15 protein-coding genes are annotated in these 17679 nt (G+C 60.0%); 8 read left to right on the top strand and 7 right to left on the bottom strand.

What is annotated here, in order from left to right; translation table 11 throughout:
• The first annotated feature begins 28 nt into the window (after positions 1 to 28).
• The 5 genes from GOB90_RS12125 to GOB90_RS12105 all read left to right on the top strand — a co-directional run bounded on the left by GOB90_RS12125 (position 29) and on the right by GOB90_RS12105 (position 5463).
• Entirely contained in the window at positions 29 to 676 is a 648-nt protein-coding gene (locus GOB90_RS12125; RefSeq protein WP_146892461.1) for an NUDIX hydrolase, read from the top strand.
• A gap of 217 nt (positions 677 to 893) precedes the next feature.
• On the top strand, positions 894 to 2249 hold the full coding sequence (locus tag GOB90_RS12120; protein ID WP_146892458.1) for an NAD(P)-dependent oxidoreductase: 1356 nt from the start codon (positions 894 to 896) through the stop codon (positions 2247 to 2249).
• A 14-nt stretch (positions 2250 to 2263) separates the two neighbouring features.
• On the top strand, positions 2264 to 3541 hold the full coding sequence (preA, locus tag GOB90_RS12115; protein WP_146892456.1) for an NAD-dependent dihydropyrimidine dehydrogenase subunit PreA: 1278 nt from the start codon (positions 2264 to 2266) through the stop codon (positions 3539 to 3541).
• 63 nt (positions 3542 to 3604) lie between these two features.
• Entirely contained in the window at positions 3605 to 4876 is a 1272-nt protein-coding gene (locus GOB90_RS12110; protein ID WP_146892454.1) for a Zn-dependent hydrolase, read from the top strand.
• Between the two features lie 194 nt (positions 4877 to 5070).
• A complete protein-coding gene (locus tag GOB90_RS12105; RefSeq protein ID WP_146892452.1) occupies positions 5071 to 5463 on the top strand; it encodes a tautomerase family protein in 393 nt (130 codons plus the stop codon).
• Between the two features lie 15 nt (positions 5464 to 5478).
• Here GOB90_RS12105 and GOB90_RS12100 read toward each other — a convergent pair whose 3' ends face one another.
• Entirely contained in the window at positions 5479 to 6789 is a 1311-nt protein-coding gene (locus tag GOB90_RS12100; RefSeq protein WP_146892450.1) for an alpha/beta hydrolase, read from the bottom strand.
• 427 nt (positions 6790 to 7216) lie between these two features.
• Between GOB90_RS12100 and GOB90_RS12095 the strand changes: the two genes are divergently transcribed.
• The gene (locus GOB90_RS12095; protein WP_146892448.1) at positions 7217 to 7423 is read left to right on the top strand and encodes a cold-shock protein; all 207 of its coding nucleotides are present in this window, start codon (positions 7217 to 7219) and stop codon (positions 7421 to 7423) included.
• Between the two features lie 215 nt (positions 7424 to 7638).
• A complete protein-coding gene (locus tag GOB90_RS12090; protein ID WP_146892446.1) occupies positions 7639 to 8298 on the top strand; it encodes a TetR/AcrR family transcriptional regulator in 660 nt (219 codons plus the stop codon).
• On the opposite strand, the gene GOB90_RS12085 is transcribed toward GOB90_RS12090, so the two are convergent.
• On the bottom strand, positions 8249 to 9703 hold the full coding sequence (locus GOB90_RS12085) for an NCS1 family nucleobase:cation symporter-1 (RefSeq protein ID WP_146892444.1): 1455 nt from the start codon (positions 9701 to 9703) through the stop codon (positions 8249 to 8251). The two genes, GOB90_RS12090 and GOB90_RS12085, sit on opposite strands and share 50 nt — an antisense overlap.
• Positions 9704 to 9828: 125 nt before the next feature.
• On the opposite strand from GOB90_RS12085, the gene hydA reads away from it, so the two are divergent.
• Positions 9829 to 11232 (top strand): dihydropyrimidinase, encoded by a 1404-nt coding sequence (gene hydA / locus GOB90_RS12080; protein ID WP_146892442.1) that lies wholly within the window; start codon positions 9829 to 9831, stop codon positions 11230 to 11232.
• An 88-nt stretch (positions 11233 to 11320) separates the two neighbouring features.
• On the opposite strand, the gene GOB90_RS12075 is transcribed toward hydA, so the two are convergent.
• The 5 genes from GOB90_RS12075 to GOB90_RS12055 form a co-directional block, all read right to left on the bottom strand.
• Complete coding sequence (locus tag GOB90_RS12075; RefSeq protein ID WP_146892440.1) at positions 11321 to 12349, bottom strand: 2OG-Fe(II) oxygenase; 1029 nt, start codon at positions 12347 to 12349, stop codon at positions 11321 to 11323.
• 153 nt (positions 12350 to 12502) lie between these two features.
• Positions 12503 to 13672 carry an AI-2E family transporter gene (locus tag GOB90_RS12070; RefSeq protein ID WP_146892438.1) on the bottom strand — a complete coding sequence of 390 codons (1170 nt, stop codon included), beginning with the start codon at positions 13670 to 13672 and terminating at the stop codon, positions 12503 to 12505.
• Between the two features lie 208 nt (positions 13673 to 13880).
• Positions 13881 to 15986 (bottom strand): S9 family peptidase, encoded by a 2106-nt coding sequence (locus tag GOB90_RS12065; RefSeq protein ID WP_146892436.1) that lies wholly within the window; start codon positions 15984 to 15986, stop codon positions 13881 to 13883.
• A gap of 63 nt (positions 15987 to 16049) precedes the next feature.
• Positions 16050 to 16385 carry a hypothetical protein gene (locus GOB90_RS12060; protein ID WP_146892434.1) on the bottom strand — a complete coding sequence of 112 codons (336 nt, stop codon included), beginning with the start codon at positions 16383 to 16385 and terminating at the stop codon, positions 16050 to 16052.
• A 134-nt stretch (positions 16386 to 16519) separates the two neighbouring features.
• Positions 16520 to 17566 carry an aldo/keto reductase gene (locus tag GOB90_RS12055; RefSeq protein ID WP_146892432.1) on the bottom strand — a complete coding sequence of 349 codons (1047 nt, stop codon included), beginning with the start codon at positions 17564 to 17566 and terminating at the stop codon, positions 16520 to 16522.
• Positions 17567 to 17679: the final 113 nt, after the last annotated feature.

Genomic DNA, 17679 nt, shown 5'->3' with positions numbered 1-17679 from the left:
CTCCGGCCCCGGCAGAAGAGGACAACATGTGAGCGAGAACCTTTCGGCCCGCGAACCCGACTGGCTTGTCTGGGCGAGAGAACTCCAGGCCATCGCCCAGACGGGCCTTGCCTTCACGCAGGATCAGTACGACCGCGAGCGCTATGTCGCCCTGCGTGATCTGTCGGCCCGGATCTTTGCTTCCCATACGGAGACATCCGCCGAACGTATTGTCGCCCTGTTCGCTGGTGAAACCGGCTATGCTACGCCGAAAATCGATGTCCGCGCTGCGGTCTTCGATCAGGAAGACCGGCTGCTGATGGTCCGGGAAACGGCTGACCGGGATCGCTGGACTCTTCCGGGTGGCTGGGCAGACACGAATGTTACGGCTGCTGAGAATGCCGCGAAGGAAGTTCTGGAAGAAAGCGGCTATCAGGTTGCGGTCGTGAAGCTGGCGGCCTTGTGGGACCGGACAAGGCAGGCGCATCCGAACGGCGTTTTCTCCTGCTACAAGCTGTTTTTCCTCTGCGAGGTCACGGGAGGGGCGCCGGCCACCAGCATCGAAACTTCTGCTGTCGGCTGGTTTCGCGAGAACGAAATTCCGGAGGATCTGTCCGTGGGCCGTGTTCTGCCGGGCCAGATCAGACGCATGTTCGAACATCGCCGCGCGCCGCAGCTTCCGACCGATTTTGAATGACGCTCTCCCCGGGGGGGCTTGTTGGGACTCCGCGGAAAGTCCGGCGGATCCGCCCTCTGGTGATATGATGTGTGGCAGGGCGCCGCGATTTTAGCGGGGCCGGGCAGCGGTTGGGCTTGTCCGCCGGAGAAACCTGAACCGATGGTCAGGAAATATATTGCGGAATCAGATTGATCCGCCTTATGATCGTTTTCAGACTCAGGTGACAGGAGCTGTCATGACGCGAATCCCCGATATCGCCAGTGCCCGGCTAAGCGACGCTGAACTGGCCGTCAATTTTGCCGACGCCCACCCGCCCTTTACGGCCGGGCAGGCCACGGTCGAAGCCGATCGCTGCTTCTTCTGTTATGACGCGCCCTGCGTCGAGGCGTGTCCGACCGGCATTGATATTCCGAAATTTATCAAAGCGATTGCCACCGGGAACATGCAGGGGTCGGCAAAGACCATTCTGGAGTCCAACATTCTTGGTGGCTCCTGCGCCCGTGTCTGTCCGACAGAGATTCTCTGTGAGCAGAAATGTGTGCACAACGCGCGTGAAGAAGGGAATCCGATCCGCATCGGCGCTCTGCAACGTCACGCTACGGACTGGCAGATGGAGCATGGCGGTCAGCCTTTCACCCGCGCTCCGCTGACCGGGCGCCGGATTGCAGTGGTCGGCGCCGGACCTGCCGGTCTGGCCTGCGCTCACCGGCTGGCCATGCATGGTCACGATGTCATGTTGCTGGATGCGCGCAGTCAGCCGGGTGGCCTCAACGAATATGGTGTCGCTGCCTATAAACTCGCCGATGAGTTTGCCCGGCGCGAGGTGGATTTCCTCATGGATATCGGGGGCATCACTTTCGAAGGCAACCGCAGGCTGGGCGCGGATCTCTCGCTGGTCGAACTTCGCCGTGACTATGACGCTGTTTTTCTCGGTATGGGGCTTGCCGGTGTCCGGGCCATGGGGGTTGAAGGCGAGGAACTGGAAGGCGTGCAGGACGCCGTGACCTTTATTGAAGCGGTCCGCTCGAGGGATAAGAAAGATGTTCCGGTCGGCCGGCGTGTCGTTGTCATTGGCGGCGGCAATACTGCCGTGGATGCCGCTGTGCAGGCTCGCCGTCTTGGTGCCGACGAGGTTACGCTCGTCTACCGGCGCGGCCACGAACAGATGTCCGCCACCCCTGTCGAACGTGAATGGGCGCAGACCAACGGCGTGACCGTGCGCCTCTGGTCCTCCCCGGTCCGCATGGTTCCGGAAGACGGCGCCCTTGGTGGCGTGGAATTTGCCCGTGGCGTCGCAACAGCGGATGGTCGCGCGACATATGACGCGGAAGACACCTTCGTCGTCCCTGCCGATATGGTGCTGAAAGCTGTCGGTCAGATTTTTGTGTCCGATCCGATCAGCGGTGAAGCCGTTCTTGTCAAAAACGGGCGCATTGTCGTGGACAGTGCGTACCGTACGACGATGGAGGGCGTGTATGCCGGGGGCGACTGCACGGCTGGCGAGGATCTGACCGTTGCCGCTGTCCGCGACGGCCGGGATGCCGCCGAAGCGATCAGCAAAGCCCTCTCCGCCACGGGCGTTGCAGCGTAACAGGAGAACGGAACATGGCTGATCTGCGCAGTAATTTTGTCGGAATCAAATCGCCCAATCCGTTCTGGCTGGCTTCCGCCCCGCCGACGGATAAGGAGTATAACGTCCGTCGTGCCTTCGAGGCCGGATGGGGCGGTGTCGTCTGGAAAACGCTTGGCGAAGACCCGCCGGTCGTTAATGTCAGCTCGCGCTACGGCTCGCTGAACTATAACGGGACCCGGATGATCGGGCTGAACAATATCGAGCTGATCTCCGATCGTCCGCTTGCGACCAATATCGCGGAAATCAAGTCTGTCAAAAGAGACTATCCGGACCGTGCTGTCGTTATCAGCCTTATGGTTCCCTGCGAGGAGGAAAGCTGGAAAGCGATTCTTCCCGTTATCGAGGAAACCGGCGCCGATGGCATCGAGCTGAATTTTGGCTGCCCGCACGGCATGTCGGAACGGAACATGGGGGCTGCTGTCGGTCAGGTTCCGGAATACGTGGAGATGGTGACCCGCTGGTGCAAACAGAACACCCGCATGCCGGTCATCGTGAAACTCACCCCGAACATCACCAACATTCTCATGCCCGCCGGGGCCGCCGTGCGCGGTGGTGCCGATGCCGTTTCGCTCATCAATACCATTCAGTCCGTTATCGGCGTCGATCTCGACCAGATGGTTCCCATGCCTGTCGTTGGCGGCAAAGGCACCCATGGCGGCTATTGCGGCCCCGCCGTCAAACCCATAGCTCTGCGTATGATTGGCGATATTGCCCGTGATGAGGGGATCGGTGGCATTCCCATCTCCGGCATCGGCGGCATTTCCACCTGGCGCGATGCCGCGGAATTTCTCGCCATGGGGGCTTCCACGCTCCAGGTCTGCACCGCCGCCATGCATTACGGGTTCCGGATCGTCGAAGATATGATCGACGGGCTTTCGACCTGGATGGACGGGAAAGGCTATGCCACTCTCGCCGACGTTACCGGTCGGGCGATTCCGAATTTCGTGCCGTGGAACAGGCTGAACCTGAAGTTCAGAACCATCGCGCATATCGATCAGGACGCCTGTGTCCGATGTGGTCTCTGTTATATCGCCTGCGAAGATACCTCGCATCAGTCGATCTCGAAAGCTTCGCCCGGAAACGAGCGTCGTTATGAAATCATCGAGGAGGAGTGCGTGGGCTGCAATCTCTGCGCGCATGTCTGCCCTATCGACAATTGCATCACAATGGAGCCGCAGCCGGTTGACGGGGTGCTGACCTGGCCCGAGCATCCCAATAATCCGAACAGGGTGGCAGAACCCGCCTCCTGAAGGCGGTAACTATCCCGCATACGGAACAGGTTTCGGCGCGGGTTCGTCGCGAAAGGCACAGGAATGACAAAGCAGACCGGGAAGACCGGCAGCAATCTCAGGATCGACGGGCAGGCGCTCTGGGTCGACCTGATGGAAACGGCCCGGTTCGGCGGTACCCCGAAAGGCGGTATCAAACGCCTTACTCTGACAGACGAGGACCGCCAGGTCCGGGACTGGTTTGTCAAAACCTGTGAAAGCCTCGGCTGCACTGTCTCTTATGATTCCATGGGCAATCTCTTCGCCCGGCGCCCCGGGCAGGATGACAGCCTGCCGCCCGTCACCATGGGCAGCCATCTGGACACCCAGCCGACCGGCGGCAAATACGACGGTATTCTTGGTGTGCTCGGTGGTCTCTCCGTTCTTCGCGCCCTGCACAGGTCGGGCTACACCACCCGTCATCCGATCGAACTCATTAACTGGACCAACGAGGAAGGCGCGCGCTTTACGCCGCCCATGATGTGTTCGGGCGTGTTCGCCGGCATCTTCACCGAGCAGGACGTGCTCGACAAGCGGGACCGCGCGGGGATCCGTTTCGGCGACGAGTTGGAGCGGATTGGCTATCGCGGCAGCGAACCGTGCGGGCGGCATCCGGTCACTGCCTATTTCGAGCTGCACATCGAACAGGGGCCGATTCTCGAAGCCGAAGAGAAAACCATCGGCATCGTCGAGGGGGTTCAGGGGATGCGCTGGTACGAAGTCACCGTGCGCGGCAAGGATGCCCATGCCGGCTCCACCCCCATGCCGATGCGGCATGACGCTCTGGTCGCCTCCGCGAAAATGATCGAAGCGCTCAGCCAGATAGCCTTCGCCCATGCGCCCACTGCTGTCGGCACCGTTGGGCTGATTGAAAATCGTCCGAACAGTAATAATGTCGTCCCCGGCGAGACGTTCTTCACCGTCGATATCCGTGATCCGAATGATACCGTCGTGCTCGACATGGAAACCGGGTTTAAGAAAATCTTCGCCGATATTGCGGAAACCTGTGGCGTCACTCTCGACATCGTGCAGATCTGGGATGCTCCGGCGGTGCACTTCGACCCGGCCTGCATCGGGATGGTCGCGGAAGCTGCGTCCGAAGCCGGTTATTCCGCCCGCCATATGGTGTCCGGGCCGGGGCATGATGCCGCCTATCTGGCCAGTGTTGCGCCCACCGCCATGATTTTTGTCCCCTGCAAGGATGGTCTCAGCCATAATGAGGAAGAAAGCATTCTGGAGGCGGATGCCGAGGCCGGCGCGAGTGTCCTGCTGCGCGCTGTCCTGAAAGCTGATGCCGGGTTCAGCAAGGATTCGTGATTTTTCGTTGTAAGGGTTTTCAGGCAGGTCTGTTCGGCTCAGTCTCGCAACAGGTCTCAGGATGCTGTCCTGAAACCTGCCGGAGGTCGCGGACCTTTGGAAACCGGTTTGTTAAACTCAAAGGGTGCAGGGGCCTGCGGTTCCTGCCGGGTCCGGGCACAGCCCGGTCCTGATCCCGTCGCAAGGAGCACACCATGCCACTGCTGCATTTCCACATTGTCAAAGGCAGCCGCACCCCTGACGAACTGAAGTCGCTTCTCGATACGGCCCACGCCGCCATGCTGGAAGCTTTCAAGGTTCCGGCTCGTGATCGCTATCAGCTCGTCTCCGAGCACGAGCCCAGCCACATGATCGTCGAGGACACAGGACTCGATATTCCTCGTACGAACAAGGTCGTTCTGCTCCAGATCGTCTCCAGGCCGCGTTCAAAAGAGCAGATCGAGAATTTCTACCGCCTGCTTGCTGAAAAGCTCGAAAAAGGCTGCGGTCTCGCTTCCTCCGATCTTATGGTCTCCATCGTTCAGAACAGCGATGAGCACTGGAGTTTCGGTCTCGGTCGCGCTCAGTTCCTTACCGGTGATCTGTAACACGAAGGCGGCGGATCAGTTTTTCCCCGGCGTGTAGCCCTGCCACAGCCAGAGCAGAGCTTCGGGCAGTGTCTGGCCGATCGTGGGACCGTCCACATGGCCGGCGTTGCGCGACAGAACGAACTGATACTCATATCCTTTCATGGCCAGCACACGGGCCATGTTTTCACTGGCCATTACCCAGTCATGCATGCCGTCGGGCATGGCGGGGGCGGGATAGAACAGATCCTGGTCTCCCGCCGCGAACCAGAAGCGGATCGGCTTATGCGGGGCATCGGGAATCAGCGCCGCGCCGGGCTGGCTGCCTGTTGCCTTCGGGTTGCCCGCCCAGGGGGAGTGATACTGCCAGGCCCCGCCCGGCATGGCGGTGTTATGCGGCCATTGCTGGTTTGTCAGCGTGGGAGAATAGGCCAGCACGCGATGGTAGAGGTCCGGGTGGAACCAGGCCATGCCGAATGCCGCGCCGCCGCTTGAACTGACGCCCATTGTGGCCCGGCCATCCGGATCGTGTGTCAGGGTGATCCCGGCCTTCTGCTGTGCCAGCGGCAGAACCTCACGTTCGACCCATTCGGCATAGGCGCCTGACGCCGTATCGTATTCCCGGCCACGTTCGCTGCCCTGCGCATCCTGTCCGCCGGAACCGATACCGATTGCGACGATGGGTGGCAGGCGGTGGCCGGCGATCAGCACATCCAGAACCGCGAACAGGTCCCGGCCGGGATAGATACCGTCCGCACCGCCATCGCCGAAGACGAGGAACGGCGCTCTGGTTCCGGGTTTGTACTGAGCGGGCACATAGACATCCACCTGCCGTGTCCATGGGCCGGGATGGCTTTCCGTCAGACGCAGATCAGACGGGTCGCCGGGGGCGGAGCGGGCTGTGTAGATCGCGCCGTTGGGACAACTGTCGGGGTCGTCGCGCACAATGCCGGGGTTGAACCGGGCGCTGTGTCCGGAGGCCATGGTGAAGGAGACAATCCGTCCGTGTGGCGCGCTGGCCGCAGCGGCAAATTCGGGCGCAACCGGATGGGCTGGCCCCAGCACGAAATTGCCGCTGGCTGTTTCCGGCGGGACACTTCCGTCGGGGAGATCCTGCGCGGGCGGATAATGCGGATTATGCGGGTCGCGTTGCGGCGCCATACCGGCAGCCGTCAGCCCGGAAAGATCGATGAAGAACGGGGCTTCGGGGTTTGTTGTATTGGCGGCTGGCGCAGGCGGAACATGCAGGGACTGGCAGTCAGCACGGGCGGGCGACGCTGATGCGGCAAGGTAAACCGCGCAAATCCCCGCGGGGAGTGAAAACCGTGTTCTGAAGCCCGATGCCAATCGTCTGTATCCTGCATTCGTGTTTTATATGTCCGGTCAGACACGGGACCGGCTCTGCTTGCGGCCCTGGACGTTGCCGGCGTGAAGGGCGGGGAATGAGGTGACTGTTTCCCCGGATTCTGCTCCGGACCCTGCTAAGGGGTGTCAGCTGTCGAGGCAGAACCCTGTTTTATTTCCCGGAGGCAAAAAAATACAGACGCCGGGATAAATATATAAACCTGTAAATCGGGACATTGCCGCACAGTATAATTTAGTCTGCTGTGCGGCTGGTTCTTCCTTGCGTTTTATTTTTATCTGGCGTAGTTACGTGTCAGGCGGATGCTTTTATCTGAGCTATCGGCGCGTGTTGCGTCAGTTTTTCTCTTTAAAAGTTATGATTTCGTGTGTGTTTTGTACACGACTGCTGTTGTTAAAAAGGAGCCTCGTTATGACGACAGGCACCGTAAAGTGGTTTAACACCACCAAAGGTTTTGGTTTCATTCAGCCCGATAACGGGGAAGCGGATGCGTTCGTTCATATCTCTGAACTGGAGCGCGCTGGCATGCATAGCCTGACCGAAGGTCAGAAAGTCTCTTATGAGCTTGAAGCCGGCCGGAATGGCAAGGCTTCGGCTGTGAACCTCAAAGCTGCCTGACGCTTTGAGTTCACGGTTCTGACGTGCAGGAAGCCGCCCTTAGGGGCGGCTTTTTGTTTGTTCCGGTGAAAAAATCAGGCTGGCGGGAGCCGGATAGCAGCTCTCTCCTGTGTCGCAGGCCAGGCATCGGAGCCGTGCATCGTCCGGAGTTGCGTTAAAGCGCCCGGGCTCTACAATCCGTCACCGGAACAGGATGACAGAGACAGGCCGGTCTTTTGCCCGAATCACGCAGGAACCAGAACACGCCGGCCAGGACCGGCACGCCGCGCAGGAATACGGTTCCGCAGATTCTCAATGCCGCCGAACAGGTGTTCTCCACACATGGTTTCGCTGGCGCCCGCGTCGATGACATCGCGAAGGCCTGCGAACTTCCCAAAGCTAACGTCCTTTATTATTTCGGCACGAAAGAGGATCTCTATCAGGCCACGCTCGAACGCCTGCTGATGCACTGGCTGGATGATGCCGATCTCTGGCTTTCCTCCGCTCATGCGCCGTTGGACGCCGTTGAAGGCTACGTCCGCGCCAAGATGGAATTCTCGCGTCAGCGTCCCGCTGCATCCCGCATTTTTGCCTACGAGCTTCTGGCGGGGGGCGCCTTCGTCAAAGGCTTTCTCGCCGGCCCCCTGCGGGACCACGTCGTTCGCCGGACAGAGGTGTTCAGGCACTGGCAGCGTCAGGGGCTGATGACCGAAATCGATCCGGTTCATTTCCTGTTTTCCCTCTGGTCGCTGACCCAATCCTATGCCGACATGCAGGTTCAGATGGCCGCTGTTCTCGACAAAGCCTCGCTGACGAAAGCAGACTTTGAAGCCGGCGTGCAGACCATCATGAAGCTCGTCGCGTCTGTCTGCTTTCCGGTGAAGCCAGCCGGGTAAGCCCGGTGTGCAGAATAAATCCGGCGAAAAATCCGGCAAACCACGAAAAATTTTGCAAAAACGCCAGGAGCGGCACGAAAACCGTGGCCAGTCCGCAGAGCACGGACAGTACAAGCGCCGTGATCGCTACCGGATTGATCCCGTTTGCATACCAGTAAGGTCCGTCCGGTGACGTGCTGTACAAAGCGTCCGTCACCATCTGCCGTTTCCGCACCACATAATAGTCCGCGAGCAGAATTCCGGTCAGCGGCGCGATAAACGTGCCCAGCACATCCAGTGTCAGATGGATAAGATCGGGTCGCGCATACAGATTCCACGGCATCACCACAATGGCTCCGGCCGCAGCGATCATTCCTCCCTTTCGCCACGAGATCCGGGCAGGCGCGATGTTGGAAAAATCAAACGCCGCCGACACAAAGTTTGCTGAAATATTGATGCCGATCGTGGCCACGACAAACGTCGCCACGCCGATAATGACGGCCAGTGAATGGTTGATCTTCGTGACTGTCTCGACAGGATCGAGAATGAGCCGCCCGAAAACCGGCTGTGTCAGAGCGATCGTGACCAGGGTCAGCACCGAAAATCCGATAAAATTGATCGGAAGGCCCCAGAAATTGCCGCGCCGGATATCGGTCATGCTTCGGCCATAGCGGGCAAAATCGCCGAAATTCAGCGCAATCGGCGAAAAAAACGCAATCACCAGCCCGACGGCGTTCAGCACCAGCCCGACCCGGTGTCCGGCGCTCGCCGGCGCTATATGAAAGACATCGAAATCCAGATGCCAGTGCGCCGACCACAGCAGCCACACATCCAGAGCCATCATCATCACGTAAATAACGGGGCCGGCCCAGTCGATGAAGTGCCGGATCGCATCCATGCCGCGCAGGAATAGGGCTGTCTGCAACAGCCAGACAAACAGAAATGCGCCCCAACCCAGGAGCGACAGCCCGAGAAACCCATGCGCGCTGACGTTTGCCCACGGAGTCAGTTCCGGCCAGAAGCGGAGCAGCAGGAAGATGACGGCATTGGAGGCCAGCCACGTCTGGATGCCATACCACCCGACCGCGATCACGCCGCGCACGATGGCCGGCACCACGGCGCCATGCACGCCGAATGACATTCGCGCGATCACGGGGAAGGGCGCGCCCGAGCGGAAACTCGGAACCGCGATGAAATTGCACACGAGCTGAACGACGAGGATTGCCAGAATAAGCGCCACGAAAACGTCGCCTGCTGGCAGTCCCATCGTAAACAGGCTGCCGGCCGTCACATATCCCGCAACGCTGTGAACATCCGACATCCAGAGCGAAAGGTAATCCACCCAGCCCCAGTTGCGCGTCCGCACCGGAGCCAGATCTTCATTGACGAGATAGCTGTCCGCATGGTCGCCTGTCGTCTCCGGCATGCCATCTCCTCTGAATATGTTTTCTGCCCGGAACATTATATTGACCGAACAGTCAGATAAACAATACGCTTCTGTTATGGGACGATAACCGGTCTCTGCGCGCAAGATGATATCAGGAGAAAACAGTGCTTCTTATCAAAGGCGGAACGGTTGTTACCGCGGAACTGTTCCATCGGGCCGATGTCCTGTGTGATGACTCGGGGCGCATTGCCCGTGTCGCGCCGGACCTGGAAGCTCCGACGAGTTGCCGGATCGTCGATGCCTCAGGACTGCTCGTTATGCCCGGTGGCATCGACCCGCACACCCATATGGAAATGCCCTTTATGGGCACTGTCGCCAGCGACGATTTCTATACCGGCACCGCCGCGGGTCTTGCGGGGGGCACAACCACCGTCATCGACTTCGTCATCCCCGAACAGGGCGGCTCTCTGTTTTCCGCTTGGAAAGACTGGCGTGAAAAGGCGAAGAAATCTGCCGGAGACTATAGTTTTCATGTTGCTGTGACCCACTGGGATGACCGGGTGAATGCGGACATGGAGACGCTCGTTCGGGAATGTGGCGTCAATTCCTTCAAACACTTCATGGCCTATAAAAATTCCCTGATGGTGGATGATGAAACTTTCATGCACTCCATGCGCCGGGCCGCCAGTCTGGGCGCTCTGTCCACTGTTCATGCGGAAAACGGCGATGCCGTTTACTATCTTCAGCGCGCCCTGATGGAGGCCGGGGAAACCGGTCCGGACTCTCATCCCCGCTCACGGCCCTCAACCGTCGAGGGCGAAGCCGCTCAGCGCGCCATCAGCCTTGCCGCCCTGCTGGATGCGCCGCTCTATATTGTTCACGTTTCGACTGCGGAAGCTGCCCGCGCCATCGCGGAAGCCCGCCTGCGTGGCCAGACCGTTTACGGCGAAGTCCTGCCCCAGCATCTCGTGATCGACGAAAGTGTTTATCTCGATAAGGACTGGCTGAATGCCGCGCGTCACGTCATGAGCCCGCCTTTCCGCGAACGTCACCATCAGAAGGCCCTCTGGGGCGGGCTGACATCCGGGCAGCTCCAGACCACCGCGACCGATCATTGCTGCTTCTGTAAGGAACAGAAGGAGGGTGGCCGTAACGATTTCACAAAAATCCCGAACGGCACCCCGGGGATCGAGGATCGTATGAGCGTCCTGTGGCATTATGGCGTCAGGACCGGGAAACTGACCCCGGAAAACTTTGTCGCCGTGACCTCGGCCAACACCGCCCGGATTTTCAATATCCACCCGCGTAAAGGGACAATCAGCGAGGGCGCGGATGCCGATATCGTTTTATGGGACCCGGAGGCTTCACGAACCGTTTCGGCCAGAACGCATCATCAGAATGTTGATTATAATATCTACGAGGGACTGGAGCTGACGGGTCTGGCTCGCACAACCATCAGTCAGGGGAAAATCGTCTGGGATGATGGCGATCTGCGGGCCGAACGCGGGGCCGGGCGCTATGTGGAACGTCCGGCCTTTAAAAAGCCACTTCGCGCGCCGCTTGTGTGAGCGGTTGCCCGGGGAGGTCATCTGCCTGCTTCGAGCTGTATAAATCCCTGAGCTGTCCGGATGTTGATCGGACTACGCTCCGGGAAATTTATCCGGACATCTGTCCGGCGGCAAAAGCTTTCGAGGCTTCATTAAACACAAAGGGCAGACACGCATAACGCCGGCCGCGCGTTACGGGGCGCACCGCGTGCAGCAACCCACAGGAAAAGATCACGGCTCCTCCCGCCGGTGGCCGGAATCCACGGGGCGAAAATTCGGGAAACCAGAGGTCGCCGCCTTCAAAATCATCATTGAGATTGATCGAGATTGCAAAAAGCCGGTGCCGTGCCCCGTTGACCGTATTATCCCGGTGTGCTCCGAAACATCCCTGATCCGATGAGTCATAGCAGGCGACCAGCATCCGATCCATTCCGGTCACGGTACACTGAAACACTTTGCTGATCTCCGGCACCACGCGCCGGATGATCCGGCCCTGAAGAGCGCTGATCAGAGCACGATCTTTCAGTGTCCGGTCAAATCGTCTTTTGAAAGAACGATCCGCCATGGCCAGTGGTTTTCCATCTGCGGACTGTGTCAGCACCGGAGACGAAACCGGCGGCACCGCGTGGAAATAACGGATCAGGGTCTGACAGACTTCAGGTTCGAGAATGCGATCGAGCATCAGGGCCGGCACCGGCCTGTCATCATTGCGCATGACATCGCTCAGTGCCCTGGCCAGACGCCGCGCGGCGTCCGGAGTATCCGGTCCCGCCACATCCCGGATACGAAGAGCCGGATCGACCAGCACAAAGGCGGTGTCACTGACGCCGAATCCGTAAAGCGTCCGCACTTTCAGATCGTCATCTGTCAGGACAATATCGGAAAGAGTCGCGATTTCAGACGAAAGGCTGCCGGGGCCTGAAACAACACTAAATATCCGGCAGGCGGCATTGTTGCCGCAGGATGCAAGGTCGCGAAAACGCCTGAGCAGGCTTTCGGCAACAGCCGCGTTTTCCGGTGGAAGAAACACCAGAAGGTTCGCGCGTCCGCCGGCCATGTCAAAGCTGTAACGACCGTGTTCACTGTTGCAGTTCTGGACAAACAGCGGCGCCGGATCTCCGGTCTGAACGGGTTTCATCGTTTTCTGAAATCCGGAGGCGATGGCGGGTTTTTCATCACAGGCCCACAGTCTGTCCGGGCACATCCTGAACCGAAAAAAGACATGACTGAACATCCTCTGAATGTCGAAACCTGTTGCCGTTCCCGGCGGTTCTCCGCTTTGATCCGCGTCTCAGGTTGTCCTGTCCGGGCCATGTTCCCGCGTCCAGTTGGTCCAGAGCAGATGCAGCGTCGCCATCGCCGCCGGTCCGACAAACAGTCCGAGCAGTCCCCAGGTCTCGGCGCCGCCGACGATGCCCAGCAGCACCCACAGAAACGGCAACTGTGTGCTCCCGCCGATCAGGCTGGGGCGCACCAGGTGGTCGGCCAGGAAAATCACCACGGCGCCCGTGACCAGTATACTGATGGCCGCAAACGTGCCGGCGCCGCCGATCAGGAGCAAGATGGAGGCCAGTGCCACGGGAATCATCGCACAGAACGGAATCATTGCCGCGATCGCCGTCGCCACGCCGAGCAGCGCTGAATGAGGTACCCCGGCAATCAGATAGACGAGGCCCATCAGAAAGCCTTCGCCGACTCCGACCAGAACCAGCCCCGCAACCGTGCCGTGAATGGACGCCACGATCTGCTGCGCGATCACCTCGCCACGCCGGCCGAAGGCCCGGCGCGAGACCAGCGTGCATTGCCGTGTGATCGTGTCGCCGTCTTTGTAGAGAAAGAACAGCGTCAGGATCGAAAAGAAAAACAGTGTGACGCGATGGACTACCTGCGATCCCACGGTCCGGGTCATCGCCAGGCCGCGACTGTCGAAGGAACTGAGAAGTTCGTTCGCTCCCTCGGGACTGGAGAGATTGTTCTGCCACCAGACGGTGATCGATTTGTTCCCGAACGGCAGGCTGTGAACCCATTCCGGAACCGGAATACCCGTGTGCCGCGCATGATGCATCAGCAGAAGAACGCTTTGCGCCTCATTGGCCGCCTGAATGCCCGCCAGAAGCATCGGAATCAGAAAGATCAGCGCCATTGCCGCCGTGCAGACCAGCGGCAGCAGGGGGCCTTTCCGGGCCACGGCCGGCCAGCGCATTTCGGCGCGCTTGTAAAGCGGCCAGGTGGCCACAGCGAAAACAAACCCCCAGGCGAGCGCCGTCAGAAATCCGTGGATCGTATAAACCGCGACGGCAACGATCAGCGCCGCGAGAAACTCCCGTGCTTTCCATTGCGCGCGGCCCTTTACCGTCCTCGACATCTCGCCTTCGCCGTCCCGACCGTATGGCGTGAAAGGGGCGGCAGGAGGCAAGCCGTCACTGTTCCTGTCATGCGGGGGCGGTCCGGCGTGCGACATCAGGCGTCCTGCTCCCTTGCGGGCATCTTTCCCCCGTCAGATAAAAATGTCCGCTCCGATGAAGAGGCCTGCTGAAAAAGCGGACCGCGCAGTGCGTTCGCAGACACGATCATCATAAAGCAATTTCACTCCCGGAGCGAATAGGGCGGCGTGGCGGAGATTGCGGTCTTCCGGCGGATTTCGGAGCGGTGGCCGGGAAGCAGCCGGATCAGCAACGGCTGTCTTTTGCCTTTCCGGCCCGTTCCACGGCCTGGATCGCAAAGGCATGGATCAGCGCCGCCTCGTTCAGCGACTTAAACCGCCCGGATGCGCCGCCATGGCCTGCTTCCATATTGATCCGCAGCAATTGCGGGTTATCGGATGTCGAGCAGGCCCGCAGCTTCGCGATCCACTTCGCCGGCTCCCAGTACGTCACACGCGGATCGGTTAGTCCGCCAATCGCAAAAATCGCCGGATATGGCTTCGCCCCGATCCGGTCATAAGGCGAATATCCCGCGATCCGGTCATAGGCCGCTTCGTCCGTCAGCGGGTTTCCCCATTCCGGCCATTCCGGCGGTGTCAGAGGCAGCGTGTCGTCCGACATGGTGTTGAGCACGTCCACGAACGGCACAACCGCGACAATCCCGGCAAACAGATCGGGCCGCAGATTGGCGACCGCCCCCATCAGCATTCCGCCCGCGGACCGCCCGTCGGCTACAATCCGGCCTGCTTCCGTATAGCCCTGGTCGATCAGATGATCCGCGCAGGCGATGAAATCGGTAAAGGTGTTCGTTTTGTTTTCCCCGCGGCCGCCGAGGAACCAGTTCCAGCCCTTTTCCGAACCGCCCCGCACATGCGCGATCGCATAAATCCAGCCCCGGTCAACAAGACTCAGATTGCGTGTGGAAAATGTCGGATCGATCGAAATTCCGTAGGACCCGTAACCATAAAGCAGCAGCGGCGCCGGCTCGCCCTCGGGGGTATTCACATGCGACAGCAGCGTGACCGGCACCATCTCCCCGTCCGGCGCCCGAGCCAGCAACCGTCGCGTGCGGTAGTTCGCCGGGTCATGCCCGGAAGGCACGTCCTGCTCTTTCAGCAGATCGCGCGTGCGCCGGGCCATGTCATAGGCATACCATTGCCGTGGTGTTGTCGGTGACTGGTAGGAATATCGCAGTTCATCCGTCGCAAACTCGTAAGAGCCGTCGAGAGAAAGCGTGTACGCTTCCTCATCCGTCGCCAGCTGGTGCCGGATGCCCTCGCGATCCGCGATTTCGATCACCGTGTTCGCGTTGACACGCTCCGTCCAGACCAGATGATCCGCGAAGCAGATGCAGCCTGTCACATAATGCCCCGGGCGATGTGGCACATAGGCTTTCCATGCTGCCCGGTCTCCGAGCGCATCGTCCATCACCACCATCAGTTTGAAATCCGTCGCGCCGTCCGCATTGGTCCGCACGACGAACCGGTCGTCCCAGTGGGACAGATCATACATCAGCCCCTTTTCGCGCGGCGCGACGCAGACGGGAGGCGCGGTCGGGTCAGAAGCCGGAATGACGTGACATTCAGACGTGTCATGATCGTTTGTGCTGATGACAATCCATTTGCCCGACCGGCTGGCGCTCACGCCGGTAAAGAAACCCGGATCGGGCTCCGCATAGACAGGCACGTCTTCGGCGCCGGACAGAGCCCGTCGGAAGATCCTGACCGGGCGCCCGTGCTCATCCCGATACGTCCAGAAAATATGCTGTGAGTCCGGCGAGAAGGTGAAGTCGCCGGAGCAGTTCCCGATCTCAACCGGGAGAATCTGGCCTGTCGTCAGATCCCGCACCAGGATCGTGTAAATCTCCGAGCCTTGCGTGTCCTCAGCCCAGGCAAAAAGCCGGTGATCCGGGCTGTGCGTTGCCTGGCGCGCCGCGTAATACGCCAGTCCTTTTGCCCGCTCATCCGCATCCAGCAGCGTCTCCGGTTCGTCCGGATGTCCCTCGCGGAACCGGATATAATGCGGATACTGTCCTCCGGTCTCATACCGCACGCCATAATGCCAGTTGCCGTGCGGCAGGGCCGGGAAAGTGTCATCCTCTTTCAGCCGGCCTTTCATCTCCGCGACAATTTCCGCCTGCAATGAAGCCGTGGGGGCCAGAACCGCGTCGGAATAGGCATTTTCGGCCCGGAGATAATTGGCAATATCCTCGCGCAGCAGCGCCGGATCGCGCAGGACCGCCTGCCAGTTATCGTCCTTCATCCACGCGTAATCATCCGTGCGCACACGCCCGAGCTGTTCGATGCGATGCGTTTCCCTGTGGGGGACGGGTGGTGTGAATGTGCCGGACATGAAAGCCTTTCGGGTGAGGGTCGAGGGGTGGAGCCGGACTTTGCCCCGACCCCGGAGGAAAACTCAGCCCTCGTCTTTCAGGGTCTTACCTTCTTCCTGATATGTGCCAAACGGCACTTCCTGCTTATTATCCAGCTCGTTCATGCTGCCGCCCGGATTGCCCAGGTTTTCCTGAATTCGCGCGTCTTCAACGGGTTCTCCGTCCGGGCCGAGGGGGACTGGCGGCTCAACCGGAATCTCGCCTGCGTCAGGATTGATCTCCATGCCGATCAGATCGGTTGCCTGCTCCAGATAGCCTTCCGGCCCGCAGGTCGGCTTGCCGTCCGCAACCCACATCTCTTTTGCTTTCGCGCGGATTTTCGCATCGCGCTGCGGGGAATCCTCTAGCGGATTATCCATATCTCTCTGTCCTTTCACTACGCCACGCTGTCTGGCGTGGCCTCCGTCCCGGTCAACGGATCAGTTCCGGGAACGGACGACCCGCGAGATCGTTCCGTCCAGTCTAACACAGGGGGGGCCGCTTCACCCCATACTCAGGGAGCAGGGTTGGAATGAACCTGGTGAATCGCGTTGATCTTCGCCTCCAGCTCCGGCGTGATCGTCAGATCCACAGAACCGAGAATGACCCGAAGCTGCTCCACGCTCGTTGCGCCGATGATGTTCGACGTCACGAATGACCGCGACGTGACAAAGGCAATCGCCATCTGCACCGGGTCGAGCCCTTCGTCCTGTGCCAGCGCGTGGTAAGCCCGGATCGCCTCGTCCACGCCCGGTTTCTGATACCGCTGGCCACGATTAAACAGCGTCGTGCGGGCGCCAGCCGGGCGGGCGCCGTCGAGGTATTTGCCTGTCAGATACCCCTGAGCGAGCGGGGAATAGGCGAGCAGGCCCACTTTTTCACGCAGCGCGATTTCCGCCAAACTGGTTTCGAACGTCCGGTTGATCAGATTGTAAGCATTCTGAATCGAAGCTACGCGTGGCGCTCCGGTTTTCGAGGCCGCGATACATTGCATCACCCCCCAGGCCGTCTCGTTGGAGAGGCCCGCGTGGCGGATTTTGCCCTCCGTCACCAGATCGCCCAGCACGCCGAGCGTCTCTTCCAGCGGAACCGCATCGTCCTTCGGCAAACTCTGAAACGTCGTCCCGCCCGAGCCGAACAGATTCACCCGGCGGTCCGGCCAGTGCAACTGATAGAGATCGATGTAATCCGTTCCGAGCCGCCGGAGCGAACCTTCCACGGCATACCGGATCTGGCGCGGAGTCAGGCGCGCTTCCTCGCCGTCCGGCCGGAACCAGGATTGTGTCGTGCGCCCGACCACCTTGCTCGCAATCAGCAGTTTTTCGCGGCCGCCACGCGCTTTCAGCCAGCTTCCGATAATTTTTTCGGTCGCACCTGCCGTCTCCGCGCGCGGCGGAATCGAATACAGCTCCGCCGTGTCGATGAAATTGATGCCATGTCCGACCGCCAAATCCAGCTGGGCATGGCCTTCCGCTTCCGTGTTCTGCTGACCAAATGTCATGGTCCCCAGGCAGATTTCACTGACCATCAGACCGGTACGGCCAAGTTCACGTTGCTTCATAAGTGTCAGGTTGTGAGACGTCATTGGGATGGTGTAGCGTGGGCGATGCCGCGTTACGCTCCATGGTTTTCTTCCGTTTGCAGGGAGAGCGAATGATGCTTCAGATCCACCCA

This window comes from Acetobacter oeni (genome assembly GCF_011516825.1).
GTDB lineage: Bacteria > Pseudomonadota > Alphaproteobacteria > Acetobacterales > Acetobacteraceae > Acetobacter > Acetobacter oeni.
Note: the sequence above shows the minus strand (reverse complement) of the source record. Positions and strands in the feature narration are given on the sequence as shown.